The organism is Agromyces neolithicus (assembly GCF_039529735.1).
Taxonomy (GTDB): domain Bacteria; phylum Actinomycetota; class Actinomycetes; order Actinomycetales; family Microbacteriaceae; genus Agromyces; species Agromyces neolithicus.
This window is the reverse complement of the sequence record NZ_BAAANJ010000001.1, coordinates 421,966-437,004: the sequence shown is the minus strand read 5'-3', so window position 1 is coordinate 437,004 and position 15,039 is coordinate 421,966. Positions and strand designations below refer to the sequence as shown.

The following is a 15,039-nucleotide window of genomic DNA, read 5'->3' as shown; positions in this document are numbered from 1 at the left end:
TGAGAACGACGGATGCCGCGGGGTGGGTCTTCCCCCGCGGCATCCGTGATCTGCGTGCGCGGGCTTCGCCCGCAGCGCGTCGCCGACACTTTCAGACCCTTCGCGAGGCTGGGCGCTCCGACGACCGTCTATCCCAGTCCGTCGTCAGCCAGCATCTCGCCGACGGCTTTCGCGACTTCGGAGCCCCGCTGCGGGCCAGTCTCGCCAACAGCACTTCGGCCGCGACCGGCGGATGTGTCATCGCCGCAGCTTGCTCGGTGATGACCTGGCACGTGGCGGCCGGTCCGAGGTCGAACTGGTCCAGCAGGAAGTCATCCAGCCGGATGGCTGCCAGACCGAAGGGCTGGAGGGCAGAATCGGGAAAGTCGCTGACGTTCTCGGTGACGATCACATCAGCACGACCGCGAATCGCTGCCGCAACGACATGGCGATCGTCGGGGTCAGGAAGCTCGATCCCGCGCTCCAGGGGCTCCCACCCTTCGACGAGAGCATCGTCGAAGGCCTCACCCATGGACCGAAAACGGCTCTGGAACCTGCTGGGGTCGATGTGGGGGTGAATGCGCTCAAGCGCACGCAGCGCCTCATCGACAACGCGTTGTGATCACAACGGCCGGAACGCACCTGAGTCGGCCATCCTCAGCATGTTGTCGCACGGCGCAATCGGAACCACCACGCAAGCATCGAGGAACGCCGTGAACAGCGCCACCGCCTAGGACTTCCTCGCCTCGGCAAGGGCGCTCCGATACGCCCCGGCGTCGACGTCGTACAGGCCGTCCTCGCTCGCCTGACGGGTCAACTCGTCAAGACGACTGCGACGATCGATCCGCTTCCGCTCACGGTACGCAAGCACATCCTGAAGACGAAGACGGCGATGCCGGGAGGCCCCGAGGCGTTCAAAGGGCAACTCATGCTCGTCGAGCAGCCTGACCAACGTGTTCCGACTCACGCCCAGCAAGTTCGCCGCCTGTTGGGTGGTCAGTTGACGGTCAATCGGCTCGACGCTGACAGACGCACCGCTTCCCATGGCGCTCACGACCTGCCGCAGCACCTCGTCAACCTCAAGAGGCAGAGGGATCTGCTCACCGTCGGGCCCGAGGAGCATCGCGGGGGCGGAGCAGTCCTCGAGCAGTCGCGCGAGGTTGAGCATCTCCTGAAGGTCCTCCGGCGGAGCGACCACGCGTGGCTCACGGGATGGGGTGGGAACTGGAGTACTCATATCTCCATTATCGCCCAAAACGTTCAAAACGTCCATATCGCCCACGCTATGCACGTTCCTCCGTTTCCGGTCCGCCATGACCACGTTCAACGCAACGCTGGAAGAGACGCTCGATTGGCTTGACACCGATCCGTCATCCGAGCCGTGGAGCGCATGACTGCTGAGAACCTTGACCGGAGGGCGGACCTGGTCGAGGCCATCGCCGGCTATGAGCATGTGTGCTCGACGACGCTCGACCAGAGCCGCTTGAAATTGCAGTAGCGGCGGTGGAGAGCCTCCATTCGAGAAAACTGCTGAATGTTGGGATCCCTCTGCGGGACACTCCCGGGTGGAAGCGGATGCTGGGCACCCGAAGGTCGAGCCGCATCTCAGAGATCGAGAAAGTCACCGAGCCACGATCTGACCGACATGAGACAGTCCGTGGAGATCTGGCCGGCAATCCGCGTGAGTCGGTCGCGCGAAAGGGTCCGTGGCTGCTCGGTCATGATCCACGATTGCCGGTCGAGTCCGCTGGGTCCGTCGACGCGGATGTGGTTGGGCCATCCGCGGTCAGTCGTCGTGATCGGCAACACGATGACGAGCGTGGTGACGGCGTCCAGATATCCGGCGGAGGCGATGACCAGCACCGGGCGGTGGCCGCCTTGCTCCCGACCGCGAACCGGCTCGAGTGCAGCCCAGGCGATGGCGCCGGGAGCGAGCTCGGTCTCGGTCACGAGTCGGCGTCAGTCAGCTCGGTTCGCTCCCAATCGGAGGACTCCGCCGCATGCGATTCCGCATCCGCGGTCGAGGATCGGGTGGTCGCTGCCTTCAACCGACTCAGCCGCCACCTGCGATCCTCAGCATCTGCGAGACGAGCGAGGTGCGCGCCGAGAGTGAGCCCGTCGCGTGACGCCTGCTCTTTGAGGCGGTCGCGAAGCTCGTCGCTCACCTTGATCGTCGTAGTCATACTTTGAGTATACCGAGCGGTCCAGATGGCCGGGAGTCGGCTGCCATGCTTGTCGCATGGTGCAGCCGAACGACCTCCTCGCCGTCCTTGTCGACGCTGATAATGTGTCCCCTTCGAAGATCGGTGCGGTTCTCACTGAGGTCGCTCGTTTCGGCACTGCCTCGGTCAAGAGGGTCTACGGCGACTGGACCAAGCCGAACTTGAGCAGTTGGAAGCCCGTCGCCAGCGAACACGTGATTCAGCCGATGCAGCAGTTCGCCAACACGATCGGCAAGAACGCGACCGACAGCGCGCTGATCATCGACGCCATGGATCTGCTCTACACGCGTCGATTCAGCGGATTCTGCATCGTGTCGTCCGACAGTGACTTCGCCCGGCTCGCGTCCCGCATTCGCGAAGAGGGTGTCACCGTCTACGGGTTCGGTGAGCGGAAGACGCCCGAAGCGTTTCGCAACGCCTGCGATCAATTCACCTACCTCGACGTGCTCGACGAGCCGTCAGCGGAGAGCACCTCGGCAGTGCCCAAACGGGTTCCGACACCGAAGCTGCGCAACGACACCAAGCTCGTTTCCGGGCTCCGGGCATGTGTCGCCGCGGCGTCGGGAGAGGACGGATGGGCGAACCTCGGCGCAGTGGGTCACCTGATGCGGAAGCAACAGCCCGACTTCGACTCGCGCAACTGGGGCTACGCAAAGCTCTCCGACCTGGTTCGCGCGACGGAACTCTTCCGCATCGAGCCTCGACCCGCCGGGGGATTGCAGGTACAGAACAGAAAGAAGAACGGCGACTGATCGTGGTCGCAACCGGGTCCTGAAAACATCGGATGCCGCGGGGTCACAGTGAACTGCACCCCGCGGCATCCGTGATTCTTCGTGTTTCAGACCTTGGTCAGGCTCGGCGCGCCGACGACCATCTCCTCGATGTTGGCGGGCGAGAGGGCGTGGTGGATCGCGAGCATGCAGGCACCGAGCACGGCGGCATCTGCCCCGGCCTTCGACTGCGTGATCTGCAGGTGCTCGGTGGCCAGCGGCATGGAGCGCGTGTAGACGATCTCGCGCACACCGGCGATGAGGTGCTCGCCCACCTGGGCCGCCGAGCCGCCGATGACGATGACCGACGGGTTGATGAGGCTCACGCAGGTGTTGAGCACCTCGCCGATGTCACGGCCGGCCTGGCGCACGGCCTGGATCGCGTCGATGTTGCCGTGCTTGACGAGCTCGACGACGTCTTGGCCGGTCTCGGCGGTGAGGCCCATCTCGCGCAGGTCGCGTGCGAGCGCAGGCCCCGAGGCGAGCGCCTCGAGACAGCCGCGGTTGCCGCACTTGCAGGGCACGTCGGCGCCGCGCGCCACGTAGACGTGGCCGATGTCGCCCGCGGTGCCCTGCGCGCCGCGCTGCAGGATGCCGCCCGAGATGACGCCCGAGCCGATGCCGGTCGCGACCTTGACGAACATGAGGTGGTCGACGTCGGGCCACGAGAGTTCGCGCTCGCCGAGGGCCATGATGTTGACGTCGTTGTCGACGAGCACCGGCACGGGCCAGCTGTCGTGGAACCAGCCGGGCACGTCGAAGCGGTCCCAGCCGGGCATGATCGGCGGGTTGATGGGGCGGCCCGTGCTGTATTCGACGGGGCCGGGCAGGCCGATGCCGATCGCGAGCACGTCGTCCTGCGAACGGCCGAGTTGGGCGAGCAGGTCGAGGCCTGCGGTCGACACCCAGCTGAGCACTGCTTCTGGGCCCTGTGCGACCTGGACGGGTTCGCTGGCCTCGGCCTGCAGGCGACCGGTGAGGTCGCTGACAGCGATGCGCACGTGCGACGCGCCGACATCGACGCCGAGCACGACGCGGCCGCTCGCCGCGATGGCGAACTGCGACGAGGGGCGGCCGCCGGTCGAGACGGCATCGCCGACAGGGCCGACGAGGCCGAGTTTCATGAGTGCGTCGATACGCAGGGCGACGGTCGAACGCGCGAGCCCGGTCATAGCGGACAGCTCGGTGCGCGTGCGCGGCCGGCCGTCGCGGAGGATCTGGAAGAGGTCGCTCGCGACGGACGAACCGAGGGCGGTGATGTGCCCATCGGCGCCATCGTGACTTATGTCGGTCATAGTCTTATTGTTCCACGGTTTCTGGTCAAAGGGTGCATGCTTCGGTCGTTTGGGTGACCCCAATTCAGTGGTCACGATGGATATTCGAGTTCTCCCGCGGCGCGCAGCTCGTCGGCTTGCAGCACACTCCAGGGGCTGAGCAGGAACGGCACCGCCTCGGCGGCGGCGAGGAAGCCGGCGACGCTTGTCCATCGCCAGTCCATGACCTCGTCGGAATCCGGCCGGGGATCGGATCGCAGCCGCGCGAAGTACACCGGACACACCTCGTTCTCGACGATGCCGTCGGGGGCGACCGCGCGATAGCGGAACTCGGGCAGCACGAGTCGCAGGGCGTCGACCTCGGCGCCGAGTTCGAACCGCATCCGGCGCCGGATCGCGTCTTCGAGGCGCTCGCCAGGCGCCGGATGCCCGCAGCAGGTGTTCGTCCACACGCCGGGCCAGGTTCGCTTCGCGAGCGATCGCCGGGTGAGGAGCATCCGCCCCTCGGAATCGAACACGTAGCACGAGAACGCGAGGTGCAGGGGGGTGTTCGCGGTGTGCACGCGCGACTTGTCCATGGCGCCGATCGGCGCGCCGTCGGCGTCGAGCAGCACGACCTGTTCGTCGGCGAGCGTCGTGCTCATGGCGCGTACGCCGCGTCGTCGGGAATCGATGCCGGCGCCGCGACGCCGGCCGCCTGCAGCACGAGGTCGCGCACCCGCGCGGCGGGCACCGCATCGCCCGCACCGCCCGCGCCGCCCCAGAACGCGAGGTCGGGGTCGGAGCACAGCAGCAGTGGGGAATCGGCCACCGAGTCGGGCAGGCGCCCGTGCGTGCCGCGCACCCACGACCCGTCGAGCGGCACGACGTTCATCGCGTAACGCAGTCCGACCTTCTTCTTCAGCAGGCCGAGCCCGGCCTTCGCCTTCGCGAACCGGTCGCCGGGGTCGAGGAACAGCTCGGCGGGGTCGTAGCCGGGCTTGCGGTGGATGTCGACGCCGCGGGCGAACTCGGGCGCGCGCTCGTCGTCGAGCCAGTAGTAATAGGTGAACCAGGCACCCGGCTCAGCGATGACGACGAGCTCGCCCGAGCGCTCGTGGTCGAGGCCGTAGCGCGCCTGCTGCTCGCGGTCGAGCACCTCGTCGACACCGGGCAGCGCTTCGAGCAGGTCGCGTGCGCGCTTCAGGTCGGCGGGGTCGGCGACGTAGACGTGCGCGACCTGATGGTCGGCGACGGCGAACGCGCGCGACGTCCACGGGTCGAGCTGCTCACGCCCGGCCTGCGTGTAGACCTCGAGCAGGCCCTCCCGGCGCAGGGCGCGGTTGACGTCAACCGGTCGGTTCGCCTGCTCGATGCCGTACTCGGCGACCGCGATCACGGTGACCCCGGCGGCAGCGGCGTCGTCGAGCAGCGGCGCGAGCACCTGGTCGAGTTCGGCCGCGGCCCGGTCGGCAGCGGGCGCGTCGGGCCCGAACCGCTGCAGATCGTAGTCGAGGTGCGGCAGGTACGCCATGACGAGGTCGGAGCCACGCTCGCGCATGATGGTGCGTGTCGCCTCGACGATCCATCGGCTCGACGCGATCGAAGCGGTCGGACCCCAATACTGGAAGAGCGGGAACTCGCCGAGCGCACCCGTCAGCTCGTCGTGCAGGGCCGGCGGGCGCACGTAGGCGTCGGGCGACTTGCGGCCGTCGGCGTGGTAGATCGGGCGCGGGGTCACCGTGACGTCGGTGCTCGCCCCCATCGCGTACCACCAGCCGATATTCGCGGCGGTGAAGCCGGGCTGCGCCCGCCGCGCCGTCTCCCACACCTTCTCACCCTGCACGAGGGCGTTGTGCTGGCGCCAGAGGTGCACCTCGCCGACGTCTCGGAAGTACCAGCCGTTGCCGACGATGCCGTGCTCGCTGGGCGCGAGGCCGGTGAGCATCGTCGACTGCACGCTGCACGTGACCGCCGGCAGCACCGTGTCGAGGCGGGCCTGCGCGCCCGCCGCCGCGAGGGCCCGCAGACGCGGCATGTGCGCGAGGGTGCGCGGGGTCAGGCCGACGACGTCGAGCAGCAGGGTCGAGGTCACGACGCCACCTCCGCCGGTTCCGATTGTGCGGTTTCCGATCGCGCGGGCACCGATCGCGCGGGCACCGATTGCGCGGGCACGGATGCCGCATGCGCGGCTTCTGGCGTCACCTCGAGCAGGTGCTCAGCCGCCCAGCGCAGTTCGCCGGCGATGCCTGCGACGAGGTCGTCGACGGGTTCGGGCAGCACGCTCCACGTGTAGGTCTCGACATCGAGGTGGGCCTCGTCGCCGTGGGGCAGTTCGCGGACGGCGGCAAGGGCGGTGGTGAGCACCTCGGTCGTCGCGGTGATCGGCGGCCGTGGCGAGAGGTGCAGGGGCACGTGGAAGTGCACCCGCCACGGGCCATCCGTCGGCAGCGTCTCGAGTGCCTCGGGAAGGTCGTCGGCAGCGCCCACCGAACCGTCGGCGCGAAGCGCACGGGTCTGGTGCAGGTAGCGCTGCTCGACGAACTCGGCCACCGCGTCGCGGCTCGCCGGGTCTGACGGATGCTCGACGTGCAGGGCTGCCGAGGCCTGCACCTTGACGACGCGCAGGCCCGCGGCGCCGATGCGCTGCACGGCGGCGATCGGGTCGGCGAACGACACCGCGAGGTGACATGTGTCGAGGCAGACGCCCACGAACTCGGGGTCGATGTCGTCGTCGCCCGTGCCGAGGCGTGGCTCGAGCCATGCGACCACATCGGCCACTGTGTCGAGCACGCAACCCGGCTCGGGCTCGATCGCCAGTCGCACCGTGCGGCCGGTCGCGGCGCGCAGCGCACGCAGGCCACGCGAGACCGTCGCGACCGCCTCGGTCGCGCGCAGGTCGTCGTCGGCGGTCCACGGTTCGCGCCACCCGAGCGGCAGGGTCGAGATGCTGCCGGCCGCGCCCTCGGGCAGCAGGTCGGCGAGCACTGCCGCGCAGTCGAGGGTGTACCGGACCCGGCGCAGGTCGGTCCAGTCGGGGCGGTAGACGTCGAGCTTGACGACGTCGGCGTGGAACGCGCGGTACGGGAACGCGTTGATCGTGCGCAGCGTGAGGCCGTTCACGTCGAGCCGCTCGCGCAGGCGCTGCCGGTCATCGGCGCTCGACGCGAGCTGCCGGGCGAGGCCGGCGGGAAGCCAGAGTCCGACCCCGAGCTCGTCGAGGCCGGCCGCGCGTCGCACCGGCCCGGCGAACGCGTCGAGCTGGGCGAGCACACCCTCGAGGTCTTCGGCAGGGTGCACGTTGGTGCAATAAGAGAGGTGCATCAGACCCGTGCCCCGCGCAGCACCGAGTTGCCCTCGAAGGTGACGCCCGCCGCAGGCGGCTCGTGCTCGGCGAACCCCGGCACCGGGTCGAGGTGCAGGCGCCCGCTCTGCCCGTAGAACGCTACGGGGTTCTGCCAGAGCACGACGTCGACGTCGTCTTCGCTGAACCCGGCCTCGAGCATCGCCCGCGCCGTCTTGCGGGTCTTCAGCGGGTCGGAGTTGCCCCAGTCGGCGGCCGAGTTCACGAGCACCCGCGCCGTGCCGAACTCCTGCAGGATCGCGACCATGCGCTGCTCGTCCATCTTGGTGTCGGGGTAGATCGAGAAGCCCATCCAGCAGCCGCTGTCGGCAACCGCGGCGACCGTGGTTTCGTTGAGGTGGTCGACCACGACCCGCTCGGGGGCGATGCCCGACTCGCGCACCACGTCGAGGGTGCGGGTCGTGCCCGCCGCCTTGTCGCGGTGCGGCGTGTGCACCATCGCCGGCAGTTCGAAGGCGACGGCCAGGGCGAGTTGCGCCGCGAACACCTCGTCTTCGTCGGCGGTCATCGAGTCGTAGCCCAGTTCGCCGACCGCGACGACGCCGTCTTTGGCGAGGTAGCGCGGCAGCACGTCGAGCACCTCGCGGCAGCGGGCGTCGTTCGCCTCCTTCGGATTGAGGCCGATCGTGCAGTGGTGACGGATACCGTACTGCGCGGCACGGAACCGCTCCCAGCCGATGAGCGCGTCGAAGTAGTCGATGAAGCTGCCCACGTTCGTGCGGGGCTGGCCGAGCCAGAACGACGGCTCGACCACGGCGCGAACGCCCGACTCGTACATCGCACGGTAGTCGTCGGTCGTGCGCGCGCTCATGTGGATGTGGGGGTCGAAGATTCGCATGGTCAGCCTCCCGGCGTAGGGGTCGAGGTGGTGGAGGAAGCAGAGAAAGAGGCCGCGACCCGGCGCATGTCGTCGTTGATCTCGCGACCCGCGGCCCGGCGCTCGGCGACGAGCCCCGCTGCCATGCGGGCGAGCTCGTCGTCGGCGCGGTCGTCGAGCCGGGCGACGACATCGACGGGGATGCCCATGAAGAGCACCTTCAGCACCCCGTGCCGCCACGCGTGGTCGTCGAGGTGCGCACCGGCGAAACCGCCGAGCGCGGCCGCCACGAGCCGCGGGTCGTTCGTGCGCAGGGCGTCGGCCACGAGCTCGAGGCCCGCGTCGACGACCACCGACGCGAGCAGCGACTCGGGCGCGGCGTTCAGCCCGCGCAGCACACCGCGCCGTTCGGCGTCGTCGCCGTAGCGGTAGAGCTCGCCCAGCGTGGCAGCCGCTTCGTCGGCGGGCAACGCCGTGAGCACCGCGGCGACGAGCTGCTCGCGGGCGAGGTCGTCGGCCGTGCCGTACCTCAGCCCGAGCGGATCGCCCGCCGGGTCGACCGGCTCGCGGCCGACGGCACGCCCGGCGGCAGGGAACAGCACCGCGATGCGCTGCGGCTCGACGGCGATGTCGCTGACGGCGTTCGCCGTCCACGGGTGTGTCATCGTTCCTCCCAAGCCGTGCGCAGCGCACGCATGCTGCGTGCGGCGGCGCCCGGCGCGTCGTGCGAGTGGCGGGGCAGTTCGACCGCCGCCACACCGCGGTATGCGATCTCGTGCATGGTCGTGAGCGCCGCGGTCAGGTCGAGCTGCCCGCGCCCGAGCTCGAGGTGCTCGTGCACCCCGGGCATCATGTCGTCCACCTGCACATTGACGAGCAGGTCGCCCGCGCCGCGCAGGGCCCCGACGACCCCGTCGGGTTCGACCGCGACGCAGTGCCCCAGGTCGACGGTGATGCCGAGCGCGTCGGGCGCGCCGAGCTCGTCACGCAGGCGCAGGGCGTCGGCGACGGTCTCGACGAGCATTCCGGGTTCGGGCTCGAAGCCGAGCACCACCCCCGATGCCTCGGCGTACGCGACGACCTCGCGCATGCGGCCGACGAGCAACGACCAGGCCTCGGCACGCGGCATCCGATCGGGCACGACGCCCGACCACAGCGAGACGCAGTCGGCCCGCAGCACCACCGCGAGGTCGATCGCGCGGCGCAGGAACCGCATGCGCGATTCGGCGTCGACGTCGACGAGGGTGGGGCGGTGCTTGACGAACGGATCGAGCAGGTACCTCGTGCCGGTCTCGACGACGACGCGCCAGCCGAGTGCGTCGAGCCGCTCACGAAGGCGGGCGGCCTGCGCGTCGGCGTCGGCGGCGAACGGGTCGAGGTGCGGATGACCCAGGGTGAGCGCGATCGCCCCGTAACCGGTCGCCTCGAGCACGTCGAGGGCGCGGTCGAGTGGGTGGTCGGCGAAGCCGTTGGTGCCGTATCCGAGCGCGAAGTCTGCGCCGGGCAGCGGATGCCACAGCGCGTCGATCGCGGAGGCCAGGGTGTCGCTCACGTGACATCACCCCGCGATCGCCGTGCCGAGAGCGCTCGGCGGGCGGCGTCGACCCCGCCGAGCAGTGCTGCCGGGCCGAGCGCGCCCGCGCGTGCGGTGAGCGTCGCCTGCAGCGGCACCATCGCGCCGATGCCCGCCCGCGTCGCGGTGCGCACGTTCGCCGCCGAGGGGTCGTCGAGGGTCTTCAACTGGGCGGGCAGGGTTGTGGCGAGGTATGCGGCCGCCCCGGCGACGGCGGCGAGCACCGAGACGACGCCGTGGGCCCGGCCCCCGGCGCGGGCGCGTCGACGCGGCGCGCCCGCGCCGGCGAGTGCCGCCACCGCCGCCGCTCCGGTGATCGCGATGCCGGCGCGCGCCGTGCCCACCGAGCCGCCGTGCACCTCGCCGCGCGAGGTGGCGGTGACGCCCGCCGTGTGCAGGGCCACGGTCGCCGCGGCAGGCAGTGCCCTGCGTGCGCCGCCACCGCCCATGAGCACGTCGAGCCCGCGGCATGCCGCCATCGACACGGGGCCGGCCGCAGTGCTCTTCGCAACCGTGTTGTACAGCACGATGGCGCCGACGAGCGGTGCGGCGACCGCGAGCGATCGGCGACCGCCTCCGGCCGCCGCGAGCCCGACGCCGACGGCCATGCACGCCGAGGCGATACCGAGTGCGCGCCGCGCCGGCACCCGACCCGACGGGATCGGGCGCTCGGGTCGCTCGACGGAATCGAGGTCACGATCGGCGTAGTCGTTCAGTGCCATCCCGCCGCTGTACAGGAAGACCGACGCGAGCGGCAGCAGCCACTGCCGCGGCGCGAAGCGAGCGCCGCCCGAATGGCCGCCCGCGATGGTGTCGCCGAGCACCGTGAGCGCGGCGGGCGCGCGCACGAGCTCGAGGACGTCACCGGCGGTCGTCATCGTCCGAGTGCCTCTGCGGGCCGGGCCGGCGCCGATGCTGCCGGCGCCGATGCTGCGACCGCCGCCGCGGTAGATGCCGCCGCGGCGGCGACGCGCTCACCGGTGGCGTGCGCCCAGGTGTAGAGCTCGCTCGCCTGCTGCGAGAAGTCGTGCACGTCGCTGCCCCACGGGTCTTTGAAGAAGAACCCGAGCTCGGGCACCACCCCGCGCACGCCCGCGGATTCGGCCAGCGCGAGCAGCCGCGCGATGTCGAGGATCAGCGGCGCTGCGAGCATCGAGTCGTAGGCGCTCCATATGGTCTGCATCGTGATGCGCGACCCGAGGAATCCTTCGGCGTGGATGTGGTCCCACGCGGTCTTGATGTCGCCGAGGTCGGGCACGTTGTCGATGTGCAGGGGTGCGACGACGTGCTCGCCGACGAGGCTGCGCAGGCCGCGGGTCTTCGACGCGAGCTTGCTGCGCACCGCCTCTGGGTCGGCGAGCGTCGCGCCGTCGCCCCCGCCGAGCAGGTTCGCGCCCGCCCACGAGTGCACGTGCATGCCGCGCGCCACGAACATCGGCGCGATCGCGGTGCGCAGCAGGGTCTCGCCGGTCTTGCCGTCTTGACCGGCGAAGGCGATGCCGCGTTCGTCGGCGAGCGCCCGGACCGCCGGGAGCGTGAGCCCGGTCGACGGGGTGAAGCACGCGTACGGGCTGCCCGACTCGATCGCGGCGAGGGCGGTGATCGCGCTTGCCGGCAGCAGCGCGGCTGTGGGGTCGGCGAGGACCGCGGCGAGCAGAGCGGTGTCGTGGAACTCGGGCCGGTCGGCCGGGAGGGGCTCGGTCGACGAAACGTCGACGACGACCACGGTGCGAAGCCCGTGCCGTTGACGGAACCCGGTAATGTCCCCCGCGAGCCGGCGCACGGCGGCGGCCTGGCTGCCGTGGTGCGCCGACGGTTCGTAGCCGGGCCGGATCTCGTCGTCGGCCTGCTCGAGACCCGCCCGCGCCGCCGTCACCAGGCGGGGCGGGATCATGCCCGAGTCTGCGAGCTGCTGGGCGCGATCGACCAGCGGGGTGCGGCTGATGTCGTGGCCGCCGAGCACGAGGCCGGAGAAGTGCGGCAGGGGCACGCCGACGAACTCGTCGCCCGCCGTCGTGCAGCCCGTGGGTGCGGCCAGGTCGTTCGCGATCACGTGCAGCCCGACGGCGACGGTCGTGCCGATCGAGCCGCGCGCGCCGACGAGCCAGACCCCGACGCGGTCGTTGGGGCGGTCGGCCGCGGGGGCCTCGTTTCGTGGGGTGTCGAGCATGGTCACGTCGTTCCTCCAGGTGGTGTCGTTCATCGCCGCCGCCCGCGCATCGAGCGTGCGAGGTCGGCCAGGTGAGTCGCCAGCGGTTCGGGCAGCGCCGTGTCGGCGAGTCGGATGCCCCGGCTCATGTACTCGTCGACGATGCGTGCCACCGACTCGCGTGCGCCGGTTCGCAACACGATCTCGCGCACGAGGTCGGCGTCGGCGTCGGTCGCGTCGGGCAGCCCGAGCACGGCGTCGAGGGTCGCGCGGTCGGCGAAGCCGGCTCGCGCGTAGGCGATGCGGATGTGCTCGGTGCGCTTGCCCTGGCGCACGTCGGAGAGCACCGACTTGCCCGTCGCCTCGGTGACGCCGAAGAGACCGAGGTCGTCGTCGGCGAGCTGGTAGGCGATGCCGAGCGCGATGCCGATCTGCGTGAGGCTGTGCAGCGTCGCCTCGGACTCGCACCCGGCCGCGACCGCGCCCAGTCGAAGCGGCAGCACCACGCTGTACGCGGCGGTCTTCAGTTCGGCGACCCGCAGCGGCGTGGCACGATCGGGCGTGATCGTCTCGGACTGCACGTCGAGCAACTCTCCGGCGATCGTGCGCTCGAGTTCGGTCGTCGCCTCGAGGGCCAGCCGGTGTCGCACCGGGAGCGGCGCCGCCGACTCGAGCAGCGCGAGCAGCGCGGCGTTCAGCGCGAGGTCGCCTGCCAGCAGCCCCGCCGCGAGCGCCTGCCGTTCGGCCGCATCAGCCCGCGTGCCGGCCGCGAGTGCCGCGTCGTGCGAGCGGCCGATCAGGTTCGGCACGCCGTGGCGCACCCGGTCGCCGTCGATGAGGTCGTCGTGCATGCAGAGACCGAGGTGCAGCAGCTGCTGGGCGCCGGCGACCTCAGCGAGCAACTGCCGTTCGGCGCCCCCCATGCCGAGGTAGGCCGCGGCGACGAGCCGTGGACGCATGTGCTTGCCGCCGTCAGAAGCCTCAGCGTCGTCGATGAGGCGTGTCACCGCCGGGCCGATGTCGGCGCACCGCGCACGCACGCGCTGCCAGAGTGCCGAGGTCGCGGCCGGTGAGTGCACCGCGAACGCCTCGACGAGCGCCGCGAGCCCGTCGCCGGTCGCATCATGCGCTTGCGCCGGGGGAACCGGGTCTTCGACCACCGAGGCCGCCGGTACTGGCTTCATGGTGCTCCTCCGTCGACGGTGACTGGCTCGACCGGCCCAGAACGTGGAACAGCGGCCCCGAGATTCGAGGCCGGCTTCTGCTTCTGCCGCCGGATGCGATGAAAGTCACGCTATCGCCGACGTAAGTAGCGCGCAAGACCCCGTTCTTACGATTCTAGATCGATGGAACCTGTCCGCGGTCGCTCGATACCCCGGCGACTCGGGGTATCGAACGCAACCCGCAGCGCGTAATGTCTGGCGCGTAGACGGTGACCGACCCGGGGGTTCGGCACTTCTCGGGGTCGATCACCTCCGATGCATCTCGCGCGGCGCGCGGGCCGGGAGCCGACCCCGTTGGAAGGACATCACCGATGACTCACGACCCCAATGTGCTCGCTCCCACCTACACCCGCACGGCCGTGCGGGCGGTTGCCCCGCGGCTGACGATCCCCGACTCCGAGATGGACCCGGGCTCGGCCCGCCAGATCGTGCACGACGAGACGATGCTCGACGGCAACGCGCGCCTGAACCTCGCGACTTTCGTCGCCACCTGGATGGGCGACGAGGCCGACCGCCTCTACGCCGAGTCGTACGACAAGAACATGGTCGACAAAGACGAGTACCCGCGCACCGCCGCGATCGAAGAGAACTGCTGGCGCATCCTCGCCTCGCTGTGGAGTGTTCCCGACGTGACGAACGCCATCGGCACGTCGACCATCGGGTCGTCCGAGGCGTGCATGCTCGGCGGTCTCGCATTCAAGCGGCGGTGGCAGATCGCGCGACGGGCAGCCGGCAAGTCGACCGAGAAGCCGAACCTCGTGATGAGCTCGGCCGTGCAGGTGTGCTGGGAGAAGTTCTGCAACTACTTCGAGGTCGAGATGCGCCTCGTGCCCATCACCGACGAGCACCCGTGCCTCGACGGCAGCCAGCTCGAGCAGTACGTCGACGAGAACACGATCGGCGTCGTCGCGATCATGGGGGTGACCTACACCGGCATCTACGAACCCGTGAAAGAGATCGCGGCCGCACTCGACGCCCTGCAGGAGAAGACCGGTCTCGACGTGCCGATACACGTCGACGGGGCATCCGGTGCAATGATCGCGCCGTTCCTGCAGCCCGAGATCGAGTGGGACTTCCGCCTCGCCCGCGTGCACTCGATCAGCACGTCGGGCCACAAGTACGGGCTCGTGTACCCCGGCGTCGGCTGGGTGGTCTGGCGCTCGCTCGACGTGATGCCCGAAGAGCTCATCTTCAGGGTCAGCTACCTCGGCGGCGACATGCCGACGCTCGGGCTGAACTTCTCGCGCCCGGGCGCGCAGGTGCTGCTGCAGTACTACCAGTTCCTTCGGCTGGGCCGCGAGGGCTACACGGCGATCCAGCAGGAGTGCCAGGACGTCGCGAAGTACCTCGCGAAGGGCATCAGCGAGATCGGTGCCTTCGAGCTGTGGAATGACGGCAGCGACATCCCCGTCTTCGCCTGGCGCATGAAGGCCGGCTACACCGACAAGTGGAACCTCTACCACCTGCAGGACCGCCTGCGCATGAAGGGCTGGCTCGTGCCCGCCTACCCGATGCCCGACGACATGAGCGATCTCACCGTGCAGCGCATCGTCGTGCGCAACGGCCTCAGCCGCGACCTCGGCGACGAGCTGCTCGACGACATCCGCACCGAGACGGCCTGGCTCGACAACCTGAGCTCGCCGATGCCGACCGAGGGGCAGAAGCCCGGCTTCCACCACTGAGCGTCAG

At 70.1% G+C, this 15,039-nt stretch carries 17 protein-coding genes; 3 read left to right on the top strand and 14 right to left on the bottom strand.

Annotated elements, in window-relative coordinates:
* Positions 1-91: 91 nt before the first annotated feature.
* Positions 92-262, bottom strand: coding sequence for a hypothetical protein (locus tag ABD164_RS18055; protein WP_486303290.1), 171 nt, complete (start codon positions 260-262; stop codon positions 92-94).
* Between ABD164_RS18055 and ABD164_RS02085 the strand changes: the two genes are divergently transcribed.
* Positions 251-601 (top strand): hypothetical protein, encoded by a 351-nt coding sequence (locus ABD164_RS02085; protein WP_344292909.1) that lies wholly within the window; start codon positions 251-253, stop codon positions 599-601. The genes ABD164_RS18055 and ABD164_RS02085 overlap by 12 nt on opposite strands.
* A gap of 108 nt (positions 602-709) precedes the next feature.
* Here ABD164_RS02085 and ABD164_RS02080 read toward each other — a convergent pair whose 3' ends face one another.
* The 3 genes from ABD164_RS02080 to ABD164_RS02070 all read right to left on the bottom strand — a co-directional run bounded on the left by ABD164_RS02080 (position 710) and on the right by ABD164_RS02070 (position 2,162).
* Positions 710-1,147, bottom strand: coding sequence for a helix-turn-helix domain-containing protein (locus tag ABD164_RS02080; protein WP_344292907.1), 438 nt, complete (start codon positions 1,145-1,147; stop codon positions 710-712).
* A gap of 437 nt (positions 1,148-1,584) precedes the next feature.
* Positions 1,585-1,929, bottom strand: coding sequence for a type II toxin-antitoxin system PemK/MazF family toxin (locus tag ABD164_RS02075; protein WP_344292905.1), 345 nt, complete (start codon positions 1,927-1,929; stop codon positions 1,585-1,587).
* Positions 1,926-2,162: a hypothetical protein gene (locus ABD164_RS02070; RefSeq protein WP_344292903.1), complete on the bottom strand. Its 237-nt coding sequence runs from the start codon at positions 2,160-2,162 to the stop codon at positions 1,926-1,928. Before ABD164_RS02070 ends, ABD164_RS02075 begins: the two co-directional genes overlap by 4 nt.
* Before the next feature lie 56 nt (positions 2,163-2,218).
* Between ABD164_RS02070 and ABD164_RS02065 the strand changes: the two genes are divergently transcribed.
* Positions 2,219-2,953, top strand: a complete 735-nt coding sequence (locus ABD164_RS02065; RefSeq protein ID WP_344292901.1) for an NYN domain-containing protein — start codon at positions 2,219-2,221, stop codon at positions 2,951-2,953.
* Between the two features lie 86 nt (positions 2,954-3,039).
* Here the strand turns inward: ABD164_RS02065 and ABD164_RS02060 are convergent, their stop codons facing one another.
* The 10 genes from ABD164_RS02060 to ABD164_RS02015 form a co-directional block, all read right to left on the bottom strand.
* A complete protein-coding gene (locus ABD164_RS02060) occupies positions 3,040-4,266 on the bottom strand; it encodes an ROK family transcriptional regulator (RefSeq protein ID WP_344292899.1) in 1,227 nt (408 codons plus the stop codon).
* 71 nt (positions 4,267-4,337) lie between these two features.
* Positions 4,338-4,889: an isopentenyl-diphosphate Delta-isomerase gene (gene idi / locus ABD164_RS02055; protein ID WP_344292897.1), complete on the bottom strand. Its 552-nt coding sequence runs from the start codon at positions 4,887-4,889 to the stop codon at positions 4,338-4,340.
* The gene (locus ABD164_RS02050) at positions 4,886-6,319 is read right to left on the bottom strand and encodes an alkaline phosphatase family protein (protein ID WP_344292895.1); all 1,434 of its coding nucleotides are present in this window, start codon (positions 6,317-6,319) and stop codon (positions 4,886-4,888) included. Before ABD164_RS02050 ends, idi begins: the two co-directional genes overlap by 4 nt.
* On the bottom strand, positions 6,316-7,548 hold the full coding sequence (eboE, locus tag ABD164_RS02045) for a metabolite traffic protein EboE (RefSeq protein ID WP_344292893.1): 1,233 nt from the start codon (positions 7,546-7,548) through the stop codon (positions 6,316-6,318). Before eboE ends, ABD164_RS02050 begins: the two co-directional genes overlap by 4 nt.
* Complete coding sequence (locus tag ABD164_RS02040) at positions 7,548-8,426, bottom strand: TatD family hydrolase (RefSeq protein ID WP_344292891.1); 879 nt, start codon at positions 8,424-8,426, stop codon at positions 7,548-7,550. The genes eboE and ABD164_RS02040 overlap by 1 nt, the downstream gene beginning before the upstream one ends.
* Positions 8,427-8,428: 2 nt before the next feature.
* On the bottom strand, positions 8,429-9,070 hold the full coding sequence (locus tag ABD164_RS02035; protein WP_344292889.1) for an EboA domain-containing protein: 642 nt from the start codon (positions 9,068-9,070) through the stop codon (positions 8,429-8,431).
* Positions 9,067-9,957, bottom strand: a complete 891-nt coding sequence (locus ABD164_RS02030) for a sugar phosphate isomerase/epimerase family protein (RefSeq protein WP_344292887.1) — start codon at positions 9,955-9,957, stop codon at positions 9,067-9,069. Before ABD164_RS02030 ends, ABD164_RS02035 begins: the two co-directional genes overlap by 4 nt.
* Positions 9,954-10,856 (bottom strand): SCO3242 family prenyltransferase, encoded by a 903-nt coding sequence (locus ABD164_RS02025; protein ID WP_344292885.1) that lies wholly within the window; start codon positions 10,854-10,856, stop codon positions 9,954-9,956. The genes ABD164_RS02030 and ABD164_RS02025 overlap by 4 nt, the downstream gene beginning before the upstream one ends.
* The gene (locus ABD164_RS02020; protein ID WP_344292883.1) at positions 10,853-12,181 is read right to left on the bottom strand and encodes an inositol-3-phosphate synthase; all 1,329 of its coding nucleotides are present in this window, start codon (positions 12,179-12,181) and stop codon (positions 10,853-10,855) included. Before ABD164_RS02020 ends, ABD164_RS02025 begins: the two co-directional genes overlap by 4 nt.
* On the bottom strand, positions 12,178-13,311 hold the full coding sequence (locus tag ABD164_RS02015; protein WP_344292881.1) for a polyprenyl synthetase family protein: 1,134 nt from the start codon (positions 13,309-13,311) through the stop codon (positions 12,178-12,180). Before ABD164_RS02015 ends, ABD164_RS02020 begins: the two co-directional genes overlap by 4 nt.
* A gap of 350 nt (positions 13,312-13,661) precedes the next feature.
* Here ABD164_RS02015 and gad point away from each other — a divergent pair, with 350 nt between their 5' ends.
* Positions 13,662-15,032 (top strand): glutamate decarboxylase, encoded by a 1,371-nt coding sequence (gene gad, locus ABD164_RS02010; protein WP_344292879.1) that lies wholly within the window; start codon positions 13,662-13,664, stop codon positions 15,030-15,032.
* The last annotated feature ends 7 nt before the right edge of the window (positions 15,033-15,039 follow it).

Excerpts from the sequence above, each read along its gene's own strand:
- eboE (WP_344292893.1), bottom strand. The coding sequence starts at position 7,548 with ATGCACCTCTCTTATTGCACCAACGTGCACCCTGCCGAAGACCTCGAG.
- ABD164_RS02020 (WP_344292883.1), bottom strand. The coding sequence starts at position 12,181 with ATGAACGACACCACCTGGAGGAACGACGTGACCATGCTCGACACCCCA.
- ABD164_RS02040 (WP_344292891.1), bottom strand. The coding sequence starts at position 8,426 with ATGCGAATCTTCGACCCCCACATCCACATGAGCGCGCGCACGACCGAC.
- gad (WP_344292879.1), top strand. The coding sequence starts at position 13,662 with ATGACTCACGACCCCAATGTGCTCGCTCCCACCTACACCCGCACGGCC.
- idi (WP_344292897.1), bottom strand. The coding sequence starts at position 4,889 with ATGAGCACGACGCTCGCCGACGAACAGGTCGTGCTGCTCGACGCCGAC.
- ABD164_RS02060 (WP_344292899.1), bottom strand. The coding sequence starts at position 4,266 with ATGACCGACATAAGTCACGATGGCGCCGATGGGCACATCACCGCCCTC.
- ABD164_RS02035 (WP_344292889.1), bottom strand. The coding sequence starts at position 9,070 with ATGACACACCCGTGGACGGCGAACGCCGTCAGCGACATCGCCGTCGAG.
- ABD164_RS02025 (WP_344292885.1), bottom strand. The coding sequence starts at position 10,856 with ATGACGACCGCCGGTGACGTCCTCGAGCTCGTGCGCGCGCCCGCCGCG.
- ABD164_RS02070 (WP_344292903.1), bottom strand. The coding sequence starts at position 2,162 with ATGACTACGACGATCAAGGTGAGCGACGAGCTTCGCGACCGCCTCAAA.
- ABD164_RS02080 (WP_344292907.1), bottom strand. The coding sequence starts at position 1,147 with ATGCTCAACCTCGCGCGACTGCTCGAGGACTGCTCCGCCCCCGCGATG.
- ABD164_RS02015 (WP_344292881.1), bottom strand. The coding sequence starts at position 13,311 with ATGAAGCCAGTACCGGCGGCCTCGGTGGTCGAAGACCCGGTTCCCCCG.
- ABD164_RS02065 (WP_344292901.1), top strand. The coding sequence starts at position 2,219 with ATGGTGCAGCCGAACGACCTCCTCGCCGTCCTTGTCGACGCTGATAAT.